Origin of the sequence: Streptomyces sp. NBC_01294 (assembly GCF_035917235.1) — a bacterium.
In the GTDB taxonomy this organism is placed as follows: Bacteria; Actinomycetota; Actinomycetes; order Streptomycetales; family Streptomycetaceae; genus Streptomyces; species Streptomyces caledonius.
This window is the reverse complement of the sequence record NZ_CP108423.1, coordinates 5,723,070-5,737,813: the sequence shown is the minus strand read 5'-3', so window position 1 is coordinate 5,737,813 and position 14,744 is coordinate 5,723,070. Positions and strand designations below refer to the sequence as shown.

Annotated in this window: 12 protein-coding genes; 6 read left to right on the top strand and 6 right to left on the bottom strand. The window is 72.6% G+C overall.

The genetic code is table 11. The features are described 5' to 3' along the window. Window positions 1-40 precede the first annotated feature (40 nt). Window positions 41-1,078 (bottom strand): ABC transporter substrate-binding protein, encoded by a 1,038-nt coding sequence (locus OG534_RS25915; RefSeq protein WP_326591096.1) that lies wholly within the window; start codon window positions 1,076-1,078, stop codon window positions 41-43. 546 nt (window positions 1,079-1,624) lie between these two features. On the opposite strand from OG534_RS25915, the gene iscB reads away from it, so the two are divergent. The 3 genes from iscB to OG534_RS25900 all read left to right on the top strand — a co-directional run bounded on the left by iscB (window position 1,625) and on the right by OG534_RS25900 (window position 6,362). Then, complete coding sequence (gene iscB, locus OG534_RS25910) at window positions 1,625-2,968, top strand: RNA-guided endonuclease IscB (RefSeq protein ID WP_326593841.1); 1,344 nt, start codon at window positions 1,625-1,627, stop codon at window positions 2,966-2,968. A 66-nt stretch (window positions 2,969-3,034) separates the two neighbouring features. After that, window positions 3,035-4,072, top strand: coding sequence for a hypothetical protein (locus tag OG534_RS25905; protein ID WP_442807154.1), 1,038 nt, complete (start codon window positions 3,035-3,037; stop codon window positions 4,070-4,072). A gap of 160 nt (window positions 4,073-4,232) precedes the next feature. Continuing rightward, window positions 4,233-6,362: an MMPL family transporter gene (locus OG534_RS25900; protein ID WP_326591094.1), complete on the top strand. Its 2,130-nt coding sequence runs from the start codon at window positions 4,233-4,235 to the stop codon at window positions 6,360-6,362. Between the two features lie 70 nt (window positions 6,363-6,432). Here the strand turns inward: OG534_RS25900 and OG534_RS25895 are convergent, their stop codons facing one another. The 3 genes from OG534_RS25895 to OG534_RS25885 form a co-directional block, all read right to left on the bottom strand. Continuing rightward, complete coding sequence (locus tag OG534_RS25895; protein ID WP_326591093.1) at window positions 6,433-7,374, bottom strand: 3-oxoacyl-ACP reductase; 942 nt, start codon at window positions 7,372-7,374, stop codon at window positions 6,433-6,435. A 41-nt stretch (window positions 7,375-7,415) separates the two neighbouring features. Next, the gene (locus OG534_RS25890; RefSeq protein ID WP_326591091.1) at window positions 7,416-8,492 is read right to left on the bottom strand and encodes a Zn-dependent alcohol dehydrogenase; all 1,077 of its coding nucleotides are present in this window, start codon (window positions 8,490-8,492) and stop codon (window positions 7,416-7,418) included. A 133-nt stretch (window positions 8,493-8,625) separates the two neighbouring features. Continuing rightward, a complete protein-coding gene (locus tag OG534_RS25885; RefSeq protein WP_326591089.1) occupies window positions 8,626-9,480 on the bottom strand; it encodes a MaoC/PaaZ C-terminal domain-containing protein in 855 nt (284 codons plus the stop codon). Between the two features lie 206 nt (window positions 9,481-9,686). Between OG534_RS25885 and OG534_RS25880 the strand changes: the two genes are divergently transcribed. The 3 genes from OG534_RS25880 to OG534_RS25870 all read left to right on the top strand — a co-directional run bounded on the left by OG534_RS25880 (window position 9,687) and on the right by OG534_RS25870 (window position 10,997). Continuing rightward, window positions 9,687-10,040, top strand: a complete 354-nt coding sequence (locus OG534_RS25880) for a DNA-binding response regulator (RefSeq protein WP_326593839.1) — start codon at window positions 9,687-9,689, stop codon at window positions 10,038-10,040. 158 nt (window positions 10,041-10,198) lie between these two features. Continuing rightward, a complete protein-coding gene (locus OG534_RS25875) occupies window positions 10,199-10,744 on the top strand; it encodes an RNA polymerase sigma factor (RefSeq protein WP_326591088.1) in 546 nt (181 codons plus the stop codon). Further along, a complete protein-coding gene (locus OG534_RS25870; RefSeq protein ID WP_326591087.1) occupies window positions 10,731-10,997 on the top strand; it encodes a hypothetical protein in 267 nt (88 codons plus the stop codon). Before OG534_RS25875 ends, OG534_RS25870 begins: the two co-directional genes overlap by 14 nt. Window positions 10,998-11,137: 140 nt before the next feature. Here the strand turns inward: OG534_RS25870 and OG534_RS25865 are convergent, their stop codons facing one another. Next, the gene (locus OG534_RS25865; protein ID WP_326591085.1) at window positions 11,138-12,343 is read right to left on the bottom strand and encodes a lipid-transfer protein; all 1,206 of its coding nucleotides are present in this window, start codon (window positions 12,341-12,343) and stop codon (window positions 11,138-11,140) included. Between the two features lie 14 nt (window positions 12,344-12,357). After that, window positions 12,358-14,541, bottom strand: coding sequence for an acyl-CoA dehydrogenase (locus OG534_RS25860; protein ID WP_326591083.1), 2,184 nt, complete (start codon window positions 14,539-14,541; stop codon window positions 12,358-12,360). Window positions 14,542-14,744: the final 203 nt, after the last annotated feature.

Here is a 14,744-nt window from a genome sequence, read left to right as displayed (position 1 = left end):
CCAATGCCCGGGCCGACGCCCCGTTCCCCCGTCCCGCGGGCTACTTGACCATGAAGCCGCGCAGGTCGTCGAGGACCTTGTCGGCGGCGGTCACACCGAGGCCCAGGTACCAGGTCTCGTCCGGAACGTCCTTGGCCCGGCCCTGCTGCACGGCCTCCAGGCCCTTCCACAGCGGGTTGGCCTCGGCGGAGTCGCGCTTGGTCTTGTCCTTGGCCCCGTAGACGCCGGTGAAGATCCAGTCGGCGGCGGCCTCGTCCATGCGCTCCGGGCCGACCTCGACGGCGAGGTCCTCGACCTGCTGGTTCTGCGGGCGCGGGATGCCGGTGTCCTTGAGGATGGTGCCGATGAAGGAGGCTCCGGCGTACAGACGGGTCTTGCCGGGCATGTAGCGCAGCATCGTGACGGTCGGCTTCTTCTCGCCGAGGTCGTCGCCGAGCTTCTTCGCCTTGGCCTGGTAGGCCTCCAGCTTGGCCTTCGCCTCGGCGGTCTTGTCGAGCGCGGCCGCGTTCATGAGGTAGTTCTCCTTCCACGGGAAGCCGGGGCGGATGGAGAACACGGTCGGGGCGATCTTCGAGAGCGCGTCGTACTTGTCCGCGGCGCGCAGCTGGCTGCCGAGGATCAGGTCGGGCTTCAGGGCGTTGATCGCTTCCAGGTTGAGGCTGTTGATGGTGCCGACGGACTTGGGGTCCCCGGCGTCCTTCTTCAGGTAGTCGGGCAGGCTCGTGTCGCCCTCGGACGGGGCGTAGCCGACGGGCTGCATGCCCAGGGAGACAACGTTGTCGAGCTCGCCGACGTCGAGGACGACGACGCGCTTCGGCGCGGCCTTGAGCTCCGTGCTGCCCATGGCATGGGTGACGGTCCGCGGGAACTGGCCGGGCGCGGCCGTGGTCCCGAAGGCGGCGGTCTTCGCCGCGGCCTCGGCGAACTCCTTGCCGCCCTGGGCGACGGCCTGCTTCCCGGCGTCGGCCCCGGCCTTCGCATCGGTCGCCTTGCCGTCCTGTCCGCCACAGGCGGTGAGGGCGAGCGCGGCGGCCGCGGCGAGGGCGACGGCGGCTGTACCGCGACGTTGGAAGGACATGTGACAACTCCTGGGATGGGGGGCGGCAGGCATCCGAGCGTCCGAGCATCCGAGCATCCGAGCATCCGGTTAGGCATGCCTAACTTCGCCCTACCCTAAACGCCCCGAAATCTCACAGCACAACCGCCCCGTCCACCACGGACGAATCCCGGCCCGGACACCCGTATGTGTGAAGCCGGGTGAGTGGTGTTGTTCGGCAGGAACCCCGAAAACTAGCTTCACCGCGGAGGTGACGCACGGGTACCGGGATCCCCCTCCGACGGATGGAGCCGATCTGCTGCTCCTGTCGAGGGCCGCCGGCACCAGCATCAGCCAACAGCGCACATGTCGAGGTGAAGGAAGTTGGCTACGTTCCACGTAGGCGAGAAGACCCACCAGCCCGTGCTTCCTCAGCGGGCTGCTCTGGAATTCGAGTCAGCAGACACCCCTCGGATCGGGGACGAAACGGGACTCGGACGCCGCTCTGCGGCAACCGGCGTGGAACATGTGCGAGGGGAGACCGCCGATGCCTCACCTGGCATCGACGGCGTCACCCCCCACCGCAAGGTGGGGGAGAAGGCCCGTGAGGGTCACCCTGTCGTGTTCGTCCTGGACCGGCACCACACACCACTGCAACCGACCAGCCCCGCCAGGGCCCGCAAGCTTCTCCATCAGGGCCGGGCGGTCGTGGCCCGGCACACCCCGTTCGTGATCAGGTTGAAATACCGCACTGCGGATCAGTCACAGGTGGACGGTGTGGAACTCGGGATCGACCCCGGGTCCAAGCACACCGGTATCGCTGTGTTCACCGCCAGGAACGGCAACCGCCGCGGCCTGTACGCCATCGAACTCGCCCACCGGGGCAGCCGGATACGGGACGCGCTTACCCGGCGTGCCGCCTACCGCCGCGGCCGGCGTACCCGCAACCTGCGATATCGCGAGCCCCGCTTCTCCAACCGAACCCGACGTGAGGGCTGGCTCGCCCCCTCGCTGCGTCACCGCGTGGACACCACCATGTCGTGGACGACACGGCTCGCCCGCTGGGCACCCGTCCGGGCGGTGCATGTGGAGCGAGTCGCGTTCGACACCCATGTCATTTCCAACGGCGAACCGCTGGCGGGGGTCGACTACCAGCACGGAACCCTGTACGGCACAGAAGTCCGCGCCTACCTGCTCGCCAAGTGGGTGAAGGCTTGCGCTTACTGCGGCACCACCGGAGTACCGCTCAACATCGACCACATCCACCCTCGCTCACGCGGAGGCAGCGACCGCATCTCCAACCTGTGCACCGCCTGCGTTCCCTGCAACGAGAGCAAGTCCAACCAGCCTGTCGAAGGCTTCCTCCAGCAGTCGCCGCAGCGACTGGCCCTCCTCCTCGCCCAGGCCAAAGCCCCACTCCACGACGCGGCAGCCGTCAACGCCACCCACTGGGCTCTGTGGCACGCCCTCGACACCGCGTTCCCCCACGTGCACACGGCATCGGGCAGCCGCACCCAGTGGAACCGGCTGCGGACCGGCACGCCGAAGAGCCACACCCTCGGCGCCCTGTGCGTCGGCGAGCTCCAGACCGTCGACCGCACCCCGGAGCGCGTCCTCGTGGTCATCGCGACAGGACGCGGCTCGTACAGCCGCACCCGCAGCGACAAGCACGGCTTTCCTCGCCTCCGCCTGCCGAGGCAGAAGCAGTTCTTCGGGTACCAGACCGGAGACCTTGCCCGCGCAGTCGTGCCCACTGGCAAGAACGCCGGTACGCACACGGGCCGCATCGCCGTCCGTGCCGGCGGCAGCTTCGACATCAAGACCACACGCGGTCTCGTCCAGGGCATCCGCCACAAACGTTTCCGCCTTCTCCAGCGAGCCGACGGCTACGCCTACGCCGACCGCCCCGAAGGGCCCACGCCCTCTGCATGACGGGCATCCACGTCGAAGAGATCTCCGCGCTATCCACGAAGGACATGAAGAATGATTGCCTGTGCTGTGGCTGTTGCGGCGTTCACGATCGCCGCGGACGGGTCGTACGCCGCCCGGCTCGCCGGGGAGGGCGAGGCGCGCTACGCGGAGCGCTGGACGCTCGCCGGGCCCGAGCCGTACGCGGTTCCGCTGCCGCTCGCGCAGCCCGAGGAGGCCGACAGCGAGGTGCTGCCGCTGGCCGACGGGCGCGTGCTGATCCACCGGCGGGTCGCGGACCGGCACGCCTTCGCGCTGCTGTACCCGACGGGCGCCGCGGCCGGGCCGCGGACCGGGGAGCTCCAACTGGGCGGGGTGGACGCGCAGGAGGGCGTACGGGTCCGGCTGCTCCCGCCGTCCCCGGACGGGGCCGGTGCCTTCGCCCTGGCCTCGGAGGACACCGTGACCACGGTGTGGCAGGTGGCCGGCTGTCCCTTCGGGCCGCGGCCGGTCGCCCGGATCCCGGGGCGGTGCTCCGGCGGCGTCTGGCTGGACCGGGCGGGGCGGATGCTGGCCCTGGACCGCGAACTGGAGGGCACCACCAAGGCCGTCGCCGTGGACCTGGCGCGCGGCGACGTCTCCCCGCTGCTGCAGATCACCGAGGACAGCGACGACCTGCTGTTGCTGGCCGACCCGGACAGCGGGCTGCTGCTGATCCGCTCCGACGCTCCGGGCGAGCCGCGCCTGGGCTGGGGCGTGCTCGGCAGCGCGCGGCCGGTCCGCTTCCCGGAGTGCCTGCGGCCGGCGGACGCGCACCCGTTCGCGGCCCAGCCGGGCCAGGCCCTGATGCCGGAGACCTGCGGGGTGGCGCTGCGGCTGCCCGAGGGGGACATCGGCCTGTGGCGTCCCGCCGACCGGCACGTCTTCCGGCTCGGCGCCCCGGCGGGCTGGCTCGGCGGTGCGGGCCTGTGGAGCCCGCAGGGCCGCCTGCACCTCCCGTACGCGACCCCCGAGGTGCCCTGCGGCATCGTCGGCCTGAACCTGCCGGTGTCCCCGCCCCCGCCGGTCCGCGTGGACCCGCCGGCGGCGGCGCCCAGGCCCGTGCCGCTCCAGCAGGCGCCGCTGTAGGGGTCCGGGGCGCGGCGCCGCCTGTCCGCCATGCGGTGGAACCCGCCGTCCGTGCGGCGCGGCAACGCGGCGAAGTCCCGCAAGTCCGTGGGGTCCTGGGTTGGCTCTGGGTGCGGGTCCTCCTTCGTACGGAGCGGACACAGAGCGGGATCGGAGAAGCATGGGCAGCACCGCACGCCGATACGTCCGATGGCTGCTGCCCGCCGTCCTCGTCGTCGTCTGGTTCGCGGTCGGCGGCGCGCTCGGCCCCTACGCGGGGAAGCTGGGCGAGGTCTCCTCCAACGACCGGGCGGCGTTCCTTCCGCGGAGCGCCGAGTCCACGGAAGTCGCCGCGGAGCAGGAGGCGCTGCGCCAGTCCCGGACGCTTCCCGCCATCGCCGTGTGGACCGCCGACCAGGGCCACGTCACACCCGGACAGCGCGAGGCGGCCACGCGCGCACTGGCCGGCCTCCAGGGGCTGCCGGGGGTGGTGGGCGCACCCTCGCCCGCGTTCCCCTCCGGGGACGGCAGGGCGCTGCAGGGCGTCGTCCAGCTGGAGCCGGACCTCGGGGACGATCTGGCGGCTACGCTGGGCCGGATCCGTACCGCGGCCGCATCCGTACCGGGTACGACCGCCGGACTCACGGGACCGGCGGCCACCCAGGCCGATCTGGCGCAGGCCTTCGGCGGAATCGACGGCCTCCTGCTGGGAGTGGCGCTCGGTGCCGTACTCCTGATCCTCCTGGCGGTCTACCGCAGTGTCCTGCTGCCGTTCGTGATCATTCTCGGCGCGGTCTTCTCGCTGGCGCTGGCCTGCGCCGTCGTCTACGTCCTGGCCGAGCAGGGCATCGTGCGGGTCGACGGACAGGTGCAGGGCATCCTCTCGATCCTGGTGATCGGGGCCGCCACCGACTACGCGCTCCTGCTCGCCGCCCGCTTCCGCGAGGAGATCGCCGAACGGGACGACAGGTTCGCCGCAGCGCGCGCGGCCCTGCGGCGGTCCTTCGGCGCGATCACCGCGAGCGCCGCGACCGTCGCCCTCGCCCTTCTCGCGCTGCTGGCCGGCGATCTGACGAACAACCGCGCCCTGGGGCCGGTCGGGGCCATCGGGATCGTGTGCGCCGTGCTCGGCACGCTGACGTTCCTGCCCGCCGTGCTCGTGCTCCTGGGCCGGGCCGCGTTCTGGCCGGCCAGGCCGAAGCCCACCGCCGGGGCCACCGACGGGGCCACCGACGCGACCTCCGGCGGGCACGCCGTCTGGCGGCGCGTCGCCGCCCTCGTGGACCGCTCGCCACGGCGGGTGTGGGTGTCCGCAACCCTGCTGCTGGCCCTCCTGGCCTGCTTCTCTCCCCTGCTGTCCCCCAAGGGCGTACCGCTGGACGAGATCTTCGTCAACGACGCGCCGTCCGTGACGGCCCAGCAGACGCTGGGCGAGCACTTCCCGGGCGGATCGGGCAACCCCGCCGTCATCGTGACCGACGCGGGTGCGGCCGACGAGGTGAGGACCGCCGCGGAGGGGACGCAGGGGGTGGCCTCGGCCACCGTGCGCGCAGGGCCGGAGCCCGGGGCCGCACCCGGCACCGGGCGGGTGCGGATCGACGCGACCCTCGAAGACGCGGCGGACAGCGACGCCGCGAAGCGGACGATCGAACGGCTGCGCGCCGCGGTGCACGCGGTACCGGCGGCGAACGCCCTGGTGGGTGGCTACACCGCCCAGCAGTTCGACACCCGGCAGACCGCGCAGCAGGACCGGGACCTGATCGTGCCCGTCGTACTGGCGATCATCCTGGCCATCCTCGTCCTGCTCCTGCGCTCGTTCCTCATCCCCCTGCTGCTGGTGGCGACGGTGGCGCTGAACTACCTGGCCACGCTGGGAGTCGCCGCGCTGGTCTTCCGGCACGCCTTCGGATTCAGCGGCACCGACGCGTCCGTGCCGCTGTACGGGTTCGTCTTCCTCGTCGCCCTGGGCGTGGACTACAACATCTTCCTCATGTCGCGGGTGCGTGAGGAGTCACTGCTGCACGGCCACCGGGAGGGCGTCCTGCGCGGGCTGACGGCGACGGGCGGAGTGATCACCTCGGCGGGCGTGGTGCTGGCCGCGACCTTCGCCGCGCTGATCGTCATCCCGCTCGCGTTCCTCGTGCAGATCGCCTTCATCGTCGCCTTCGGCGTCCTCCTGGACACGCTCCTCGTCCGGTCGGCGCTCGTCCCCGCCCTGGTGCTGGACATCGGGCCGCGCGCCTGGTGGCCCGGCTCCCTCGCGCGGCAGGGGGCGGCCGCGGCGCGGGAGCGCGGCCGCCCCGGCACCTGAGCCCTTCCGGGGCGGTGCCGGGTCGGTGCCGGGGAGCGCGCCGGTCGGTGCCGGGGAGCGCCCTGGCGCCCTAGCCGTGCTTGAGGCCCAGGACCTCCGTCGCGGCGAAGGTCTCGTTCGCCGGGCGGGAGTCGTAGTGCGGGGTCAGGACCTCGTCGAGCTCCTCGTAGGAGAAGGCCTCCTTGGCCGTGTCGAACTTGGCGGCCACCTTGGGGCGTTCCATGACGACGACGATGCCGCCGTGGACGACGAACAGCTGGCCGTTGGCCTTGGCCGAGGCCGGCGAGGCCAGGTACCCGACGAGCGGGGCGACGTGCTCGGGCGCGAGGGCGTCGAGCTTGCCCTCCTCCGGGACCTGGAAGCCGGCGAAGACGTCCTCGGTCATACGGGTGCGGGCGCGCGGGCAGATGGCGTTGGCCGTCACCCCGTACTTCGCGAGGGCCAGGGCGGTCGAGGTCGTCAGGCCCACGATGCCGCCCTTGGCCGCCGCGTAGTTCGGCTGGCCGGCCGAGCCGCCGAGGAAGGCCTCGGAGGAGGTGTTGACGATCCGGCCGTAGACGGGGCCGCCCGCGGCCTTCGACCGCTCGCGCCAGTGCACGGACGCGAAGTGCGTGGTGTTGAAGTGGCCCTTGAGGTGGACGCGGATCACCGAGTCCCACTCCTCCTCCGACATGGAGAAGACCATCCGGTCGCGCAGGATGCCCGCGTTGTTGACCAGGATGTCGAGCTTGCCGAAGCTGCTCACCGCCAGCTCGACCAGCTCGCGCGCCTGCGCGAAGTCGGCCACGTCGCCCAGGTGGGCCACCGCCCGGCCGCCCGCGGCACGGATCTCCGCGGCCACCTCCTCCGCAGGGGCGGCCGAGGCCTCTCCCGATCCGTCGCGCCCCGGCTGCCCGAAGTCGTTGACGACCACGCTCGCGCCGAGCCGCGCGAGCTCGATCGCCTCGGCCCGGCCGAGCCCGCGGCCCGCGCCCGTGACGATGGCGGAGAGTCCCTCAAGTGGCAGTGACATCCGTACGGTTCCTCTCGCAGGTCTGGGTGCGTCGGAGCGGGTCAGAGTTCGATGCAGGTGCGCAGGGCCACGCCGGTGCGCATCTGGTCGAGCGCGTCGTTGATCTCGGCGAGCTGCACCCGGTGGGTGATCAGGCTCGCCAGGTCCACCCGGCCGGCCCGCCACAGGGCGATGGTGCGCTCGTAGGAGCGCAGCACGTCCCCGCCGCCGTACATCGAGGGCAGGATCTTCTTCTCGTCGAAGAAGAGCGAGAACATGTCGATCTGGTAGGTGTCGTCCATCGCGCCGGCGCCGACGATGACGACGCTGCCGCCGCGGCGGGTCATCTTGTAGGCGGTCTGGGCGGTGGCGGACTTGCCGACGACCTCGAAGACGTAGTCGAAGCCCTCGCCGCCGGTGATCCGGTTCTTGGCGTCGTCGAAGGCGTCCGGGCCGACGGCCTCGGTGGCCCCGAACCGCAGGGCCGCCTCGCGCCGCGACTCCACCGGGTCGACGGCGATGATCTGCGCCGCGCCCTGCACCTTGGCGCCCTGGATGACGGATATGCCGACGCCGCCGCAGCCGATGACGGCGACCGAGGATCCGGCCTCCACCTTGGCGGTGTTGATGGCCGCGCCGAGGCCGGTGGTGACGCCGCAGCCGATGAGCGCGGCGATGTCGAAGGGCACGTCGTCGGGGATCGGGACGGCGCACGCGGCGTCGACCACGAGCTCCTCGGCGAAGGTGCCGGTCGCTGCGAAGCCGAAGATGTCGCCGCCCGCGCGGCGGAAGTTGGGGGTGCCCGCGTTGACCAGGCTGGCGAGGCACAGGTGGCCCTGGCCGCGCTTGCAGGACGGGCAGTGGCCGCACGGCGGCAGCCAGCAGACGAGGACCCGGTCGCCCTGCTTGAGGGAGGTGACCCCGTCGCCGACGTCGGAGATCACCCCGGAGCCCTCGTGGCCCGGGATGAAGGGGGCGGGCTGCGGCAGGACGCCGCTCATCGCGGAGAGGTCCGAGTGGCACAGGCCGGTGGCCTTGATCCGGATCTTCACCTTGCCGGGACCGAGGCCGACGGCCTCCATGTCGTCGACGACCTCGAGCTTGTCCTGGCCGATCTCGCTCTGCAGTGCTGCGCGCACGGTGCGGCTCCTTAAAGGTCTCTCTCGGTCTCGTGCTCGTCCTTGCGCGTACTCGTACCTGCGCGTACTCGGCTTGCGCGTGTTCGGCTTGCGCGTGTTCGGCTTACGCGTGTTCGGCTTGCGCGTGTTCGGCTTACGCGTGTTCTACGACGGTGTCGGCGAGGACCGGCGCGTCGTCCCGTTCGACGGCGGTCACCGACACCAGGACGCGGCCGGGCTCCTGCCACATCCGGATGCGCAGCGTCTCGCCCGGGAAGACGATCCCGGCGAAGCGCGTGCGGTAGGCGCGGACCCGGGAGACGTCCCCGTCGAGGACCGTGTCGACGACGGCCTTGAGGGTCATCCCGTACGAGCACAGGCCGTGCAGGATCGGCTGGTCGAAGCCGGCCAGCTTGGCGAACTCCGGGTCGGCGTGCAGGGGGTTCCAGTCGCCGGAGAGGCGGTACAGGAGCGCCTGCTCCTCGCGGATGCGCCGCTCCTCGATGCGGTCGGGCGCGCGCTCGGGCCGTTCCTCCTTGACCGAGGGGCCGCGCTCGCCGCCGAAGCCGCCTTCCCCGCGGACGAAGATCTGCGCGTCGCTGGTCCACAGCGGCCCGTCGGCGTCCGCGACCTCGGAGCGCAGCACGATCACGGCCGCCTTGCCCTTGTCGTAGACGGCGGCGACCTTGGCGCGGGTGGTGGCCCGGCCCTTGACGGGGATGGGCCGGTGCAGCTCGATGGAGTGGCCGCCGTGCAGGACGGCGGCGAGGTTGACGTCGATGCCGGGGGCGGCGAGGCCGCCCAGCATGGCCATGCCGGCGCCGGCGACGGTCGCGAAACTGGGCAGGACGTGGAGCTTGGACTCCAGCGTGTAGCGCAGCTCGTCGGGGTCGTTGGCGGGGCGGCCGGCGCCGAGGCCGAGGTGGTAGAGCTGGATGTCCTTGTGGTCCCAGCCGATCTCCCCGAGGCGGGGGTCGGCGGCGAGGGCCTTGGCGGCATCGATCGGCATGAGGATGCGGCTCCCTGTCTTCGTATCGTCGCTGCCCTGGAAGACCTCGGTGCGGCCGTCCGCACCGTCGGCCGCACCGAGGTCGTATACGGGGGCCGGTTCTAGAACGCGTTCTAGGCCCGGCCGGTGAGGGAATGTATAACGCACGCCCCCGCAGTTGGGAAGACTCCTGACTTCACGTCAGATAGGCTTTCCCGGTGGACGAAATGCCCGTGGAACACCGCCAGGCCCGCGCCCTACGGGTCCTGCTGGATCCCCAGAACCCGGCCCTGGCCCTCCAGCTCGGCCTCCAGCCGGACATCGAGGTCGTACGGGACCTGATGGCGCGGCCGGCGGTGGCGCTGGTGGAGGAGCTCACGGCCGTGACGGCCCTGCTGGCGGACGATCCCGAGTGCCGGATCCTCGTCCTGACCGGCTCGGCCCACCCCGGCCTGCTGGACGCCTCGCTCGCCGCGGGCGCGGCCGGGCTGGTCCTGCGCGACGGCCCGGTCGAAGACCTGGCGGACGCGATCCGACGCGCCTCCACGGGCGAGACGGTGATCGACCCGAGCCTGGGGTGAATCCTTTCGCAGGGGTCGCGCCTCTTGTGTGTACGTGCCGATGCCAAGGTCGGCACATGACCTGGAGGTTGTCGTGATCGCTGTTCTCGTGGGTGCCGGCGCGCTCGTCCTGCTCTGCACGTGCGTCCTCGTACTGCGCCGTGGACGGGGCCGGACCCGTGGCTGACCGGGCGGACTGGCCCGGCGAGGCCCTGATCGTCGCCGCGCAGGCCGGTGACCTCGACTCGCTCACCGCGCTGGTCACCGGGTCGCACCCGAACGTACGGCGCTTCGCGCACTCGCTGTGCGCGTCGCGCGAGGACGCCGAGGACGCGGCCCAGGAAGCGCTGATCATCCTGTACCGCAGGATCGGGATGCTGAGGGCGTCCGGGGCACTGGCGTCGTGGATGTTCCGCATCGTCCGCAACGAGTGCCTGCGCCGTGCCCGGCTGATGCCGCGGGAGCGGGCGCAGCTGCCCGAGACCGCCGTGATGTCGGCCGAGGACGAGGTGCTGCAACGCCTGGAGGCGGGGCGGGTGGCGGAGGCGATCGCCGCGCTGCCTGCGGACCAGCGGCGCGTACTGATCATGCGGGACGTCCAGGGCCACAGCGGCCGGATGGCCGCGCAGGCCCTCGGGCTCAGCACGGCCGCGATGAAATCGCGGCTCCACCGGGCCCGCGCGGCCGTCCAGCACACCCTGGGAGACCTTCATGCCCACCACTGACACCCCCTCCTCCGGCTTCGCGAGCGCGTCCGTGCCGCGGCACCTGGCGCGCGGTGCGGTGGGCTTCGGCGCGCTGATCGCGGCCCTCGCCCTCCTCCCGGCCTTCGGCCCGGCCACCCTGCTCCTCGCCCCGGTCGGCCTGGTCGCCCTGCGCGGCTGCCCGATGTGCTGGGCGATCGGCCTGGCCCAGACCGTCTCCCGGGGCCGGCTCCGCCGGGAGTGCGCGGACGGCCGCTGCGAACTGAAGCGCTGATTGCCTGACGGGCGTGCGGGCGCGCCGCCGCTGCGGGGGCTCCGCCCCCCGAACCCCCGCGCCTCAAACGCCGGCGGGGCTGAAATATCCAGCCTCGCCGGCGTTTGAGGCGCGGGGTCCGGGGCGGAGCCCCAGGTTCTTCAGCTTCGGAGCAGGGTCACCACCGCCGCGCCGCCCAGGCCGATGTTGTGGGCCAGCCCGACCCGCGCCCCGGCGACCTGGCGGGGGCCCGCCTCCCCCCGCAGCTGCCAGACCAGCTCCGCCGCCTGCGCCAGCCCCGTCGCCCCCAGCGGGTGCCCCTTCGAGATGAGCCCGCCCGACGGGTTGACCACCCACCGCCCGCCGTACGTCGTCGCCCCGCTCTCCACCAGCTTGCCCGCGGCCCCGTCCTCGCACATGCCCAGCGCCTCGTACGTCAGCAGCTCGTTGATCGAGAAGCAGTCGTGCAGTTCCACCACGTCCACGTCCTCGATGCCGAGCCCCGACGCCTCGTACACCTGCCGCGCCGCCGCCGCCGTCATCGGCTTGCCGACCACGTCGATGCAGGAGCCCGACGCGAAGGATGCCTCCGTGTCCGTCGTCATCGACTGGGCGAGGATCTCCACCGCCTTGTCGTGCAGCCCGTGCTGCACCACGAACCGCTCGGACACCACGAGCACCGCCGCCGCCCCGTCCGACGTCGGCGAGCACTGCAGCTTCGTCAGCGGCGCGTGGATCTCCTTCGCCGCCAGGATCTCCTCCACCGTGTACACGTCCTGGAACTGCGCGTTCGGGTTGTTCGCCGAGTGCCGGTGGTTCTTCGCGCCCACCGCCGCCAGCTGCGCGGCCGTGGTCCCGTAGCGCTCCATGTGCTCCCGCGCCGCGTTGCCGAAGATCTGCGCGGTCGGCGGGGACATCTCGAAGCCGTGGCCGGCGGCCATGATCCCGTAGTGCCGGGCCACCGGGGACGTCTTGAAGTCGCCGCCGTCCGCCCCGCCCCCCAGCGCGCCGCGCTTCATCTTCTCGAAGCCCAGGGCCAGCACGCAGTCGTTCAGGCCGCCCTCCACGAACTGCCGCGCCATCATCAGCGCCGTCGAGCCCGTCGCGCAGTTGTTGTTGACGTTGTAGACCGGCACCCCGCTCAGCCCCAGTTCGTACGCCGCCCGCTGGCCGGCGGTGGAGGCCTGGAAGCAGTAGCCCACCGGGACCTGCTCCACCAGCCCGTAGTCCACGCCCGCGTCGGCGAGCGCCGCGGACCCGGCCTCCTTCGCCATGTCCCAGTACTGCCAGTCCCTGGACTCCGGCTTCTCGAACTTCGTCATGCCGACGCCCACGATGTACGTCTTGTGCGACCTGTGCGACCTCATGTCCCTGCTGCCCTTCAGTCCCTGGGAAGGCCGAGCATCCGCTCGGCCACGACGTTGAGCTGGACCTGTGTGGTGCCCCCGGCGATGGTCAGGCAGCGGGACATGAGCATCCCGTGCACCGCCCGCTCCCCCGCCCCCTCCCGCACCGCGCCCACCGGTCCCAGCAGTTCGAGCGCGAGCTCGGCGGTCCGCTGCTGGTGCGGGGTCTGGACGAGTTTGCGTACGGAGGCGCCCGCGCCCGGCTCCAGCCCCGACACCTGCTGGAGCGTGGTGCGCAGCCCGATGCAGGCCAGGGCGTGCGCCTCGGCGGCCAGCGCGCCGATCCGCACCCTGTACGTCCCGTCGAGGTCGGCGGCGCGGGCGAGGAGCGCCTCCAGGCCGGTGTCGAAGGTCATCTGGTCGGCCATGTGGACGCGTTCGTTGCCGAGGGTGTTGCGGGCGACCTTCCAGCCGTCGTCGGCCGCGCCGACCAGCGCGTCCGCCGGGAGCTCCACGTCGTCGAACCAGACCTCGTTGAAGAGGGCCTCGCCGGTGATCTCCTTCAGGGGCCGGATGTCGAGGCCGGGGCTGTTCCCCATGTCGACGACGAAGTAGCCGAGCCCCTTGTGCTTGGGGGCGTCCGGGTCGGTGCGGGCCAGCAGGATCCCGAAGTCGGCGCTATGCGCGGAACTCGTCCACACCTTCTGTCCGTTGATCTTCCAGGTGCCGTCCGCGGCCTGCTCGGCCCTCGTCCGCAGCGAGGCCAGGTCCGAGCCCGCGCCCGGCTCCGAGAAGAGCTGGCACCAGGTGACGTCCCCGCGCAGGGTCGGCAGGACGTAGGCCTCCCGCTGCGCCTGCGTCCCGTAGGCGAGCAGCGAGGGGACCACCCAGGTGGCGATCCCAAGGTCGGCGATCCTGACCCCGGCCGCGGCCAGCTCCTGCTGGACGACGAGCTGCTCGACGGGGCCGGCGCCGAGGCCGTAGGGCGGCGGGAGGTAGGGGGCCGCGTAGCCGGTGGGGGCCAGGATCCGCCGGGCGGCGGCCGGGTCGAGCCCGCGCGCGTCCTCGATGGCGGTACGGGCCTTCGCGCGGTACGCCTCGGCCTGCGCGGGCAGTTCCAGGCGCAGCTCGCGCCGCGCACCGCCCGCGGCGTACCGCACGGCCCGTACCCGGTGCCCGTCGCCGGGGCCCAGCAGCTGGCGGGCGACGAGGGCCCGCCGCAGGTGGATGTGGGCGTCGTGCTCCCAGGTGAAGCCGATCCCGCCGAGGATCTGGATGCAGTCCTTGGCGCAGGAGTACGCGGCGTCCAGGGCGGTCCCGGCGGCGAGCGCGGCCACGAGCGAGCGCACGTCGGCGGGCACGGGCTCGTCCATGACCTGCGCGGCGTCCCAGGCCAGCGCCCGGGCCTGCTCCAGCCGGACCAGCATGTCGGCGCACAGGTGCTTGACGCCCTGGAACCGCCCGATGGGCCGGCCGAACTGCTCGCGCACCTTGGCGTACTCGGCGGCCGTGTGCAGGGCCCAGGCGGCGGTGCCGCAGGCGTCGGCGGCGAAGAGCGCGCAGGCGAGATCGCGGACGAGGGCCGCGTCCAGCTCCAGCAGCCGGTCGGCGGAGGTGACGGCGCCGCGCGCCCGCACCTCGGCGGTGGGCCGGGTCGGGTCGGCGCTCTCGTGCGTACGGATGTCCAGCGCGGCGGCGTCCACGGCGAACCAGCGGGTGCCCCTCGGCTCCGGCTCGCCGCCGGGAGCGCCCTTTGCCGACGGCCGCCGGGGCGCGACCTCGGCGGCGAGCAGCACGAGGTCGGCCTCGCCGGCGCCGAGCACGGGCGGGGCGAGGCCGTCGAGCAGGTACCCGCCCTCGACGGCGACGGCGGTCAGTGTCCCCGGCCCCAGCGCGACCGCGCCGACCCGGCCCGCGAGGGGCTCGGCGCCGGCCCGCTCCAGCAGGACGGAGGCCAGCGCGCTCGGCAGGTACGCCCCGGGCAGCGCGCCCCGGGCCGCCTCCTCGACGACGACGGCCAGGTCGAGCAGGGTCCCGCCGTCCCGGTGCGGCTCCAGCAGCCCCTGGGCGGTCATGGCGTCCCAGTAGGCGGGCCGCGCCCCGGTCTGCGGCGGGGTGTCGAGCAGCTTGCGCACCTCCTCGGGAGGCACGGCGCGCGCCACCCAGCCGCGCACCGCCTCGGCCAACTCCCGCTGCTCCTGTGTGATTCCGATGCCCATGCGCGGCAGACTAGAACACGTTCCAATCTGACGGAAGGTCAGATGACGGTGTTCTTCACGGCCGCTCCGACACGGCGCCGTACGCCCTGCGGCGATCGGCCACGCGGTCCTGCGGACCGGGTTGTCGGCCGGTGACCCGCAGCGTGCGGTGGGCAGCGGCGCGGAGGTGGCCGAGGACGGCGGGGTCGGCGTCGAAGGTGCAG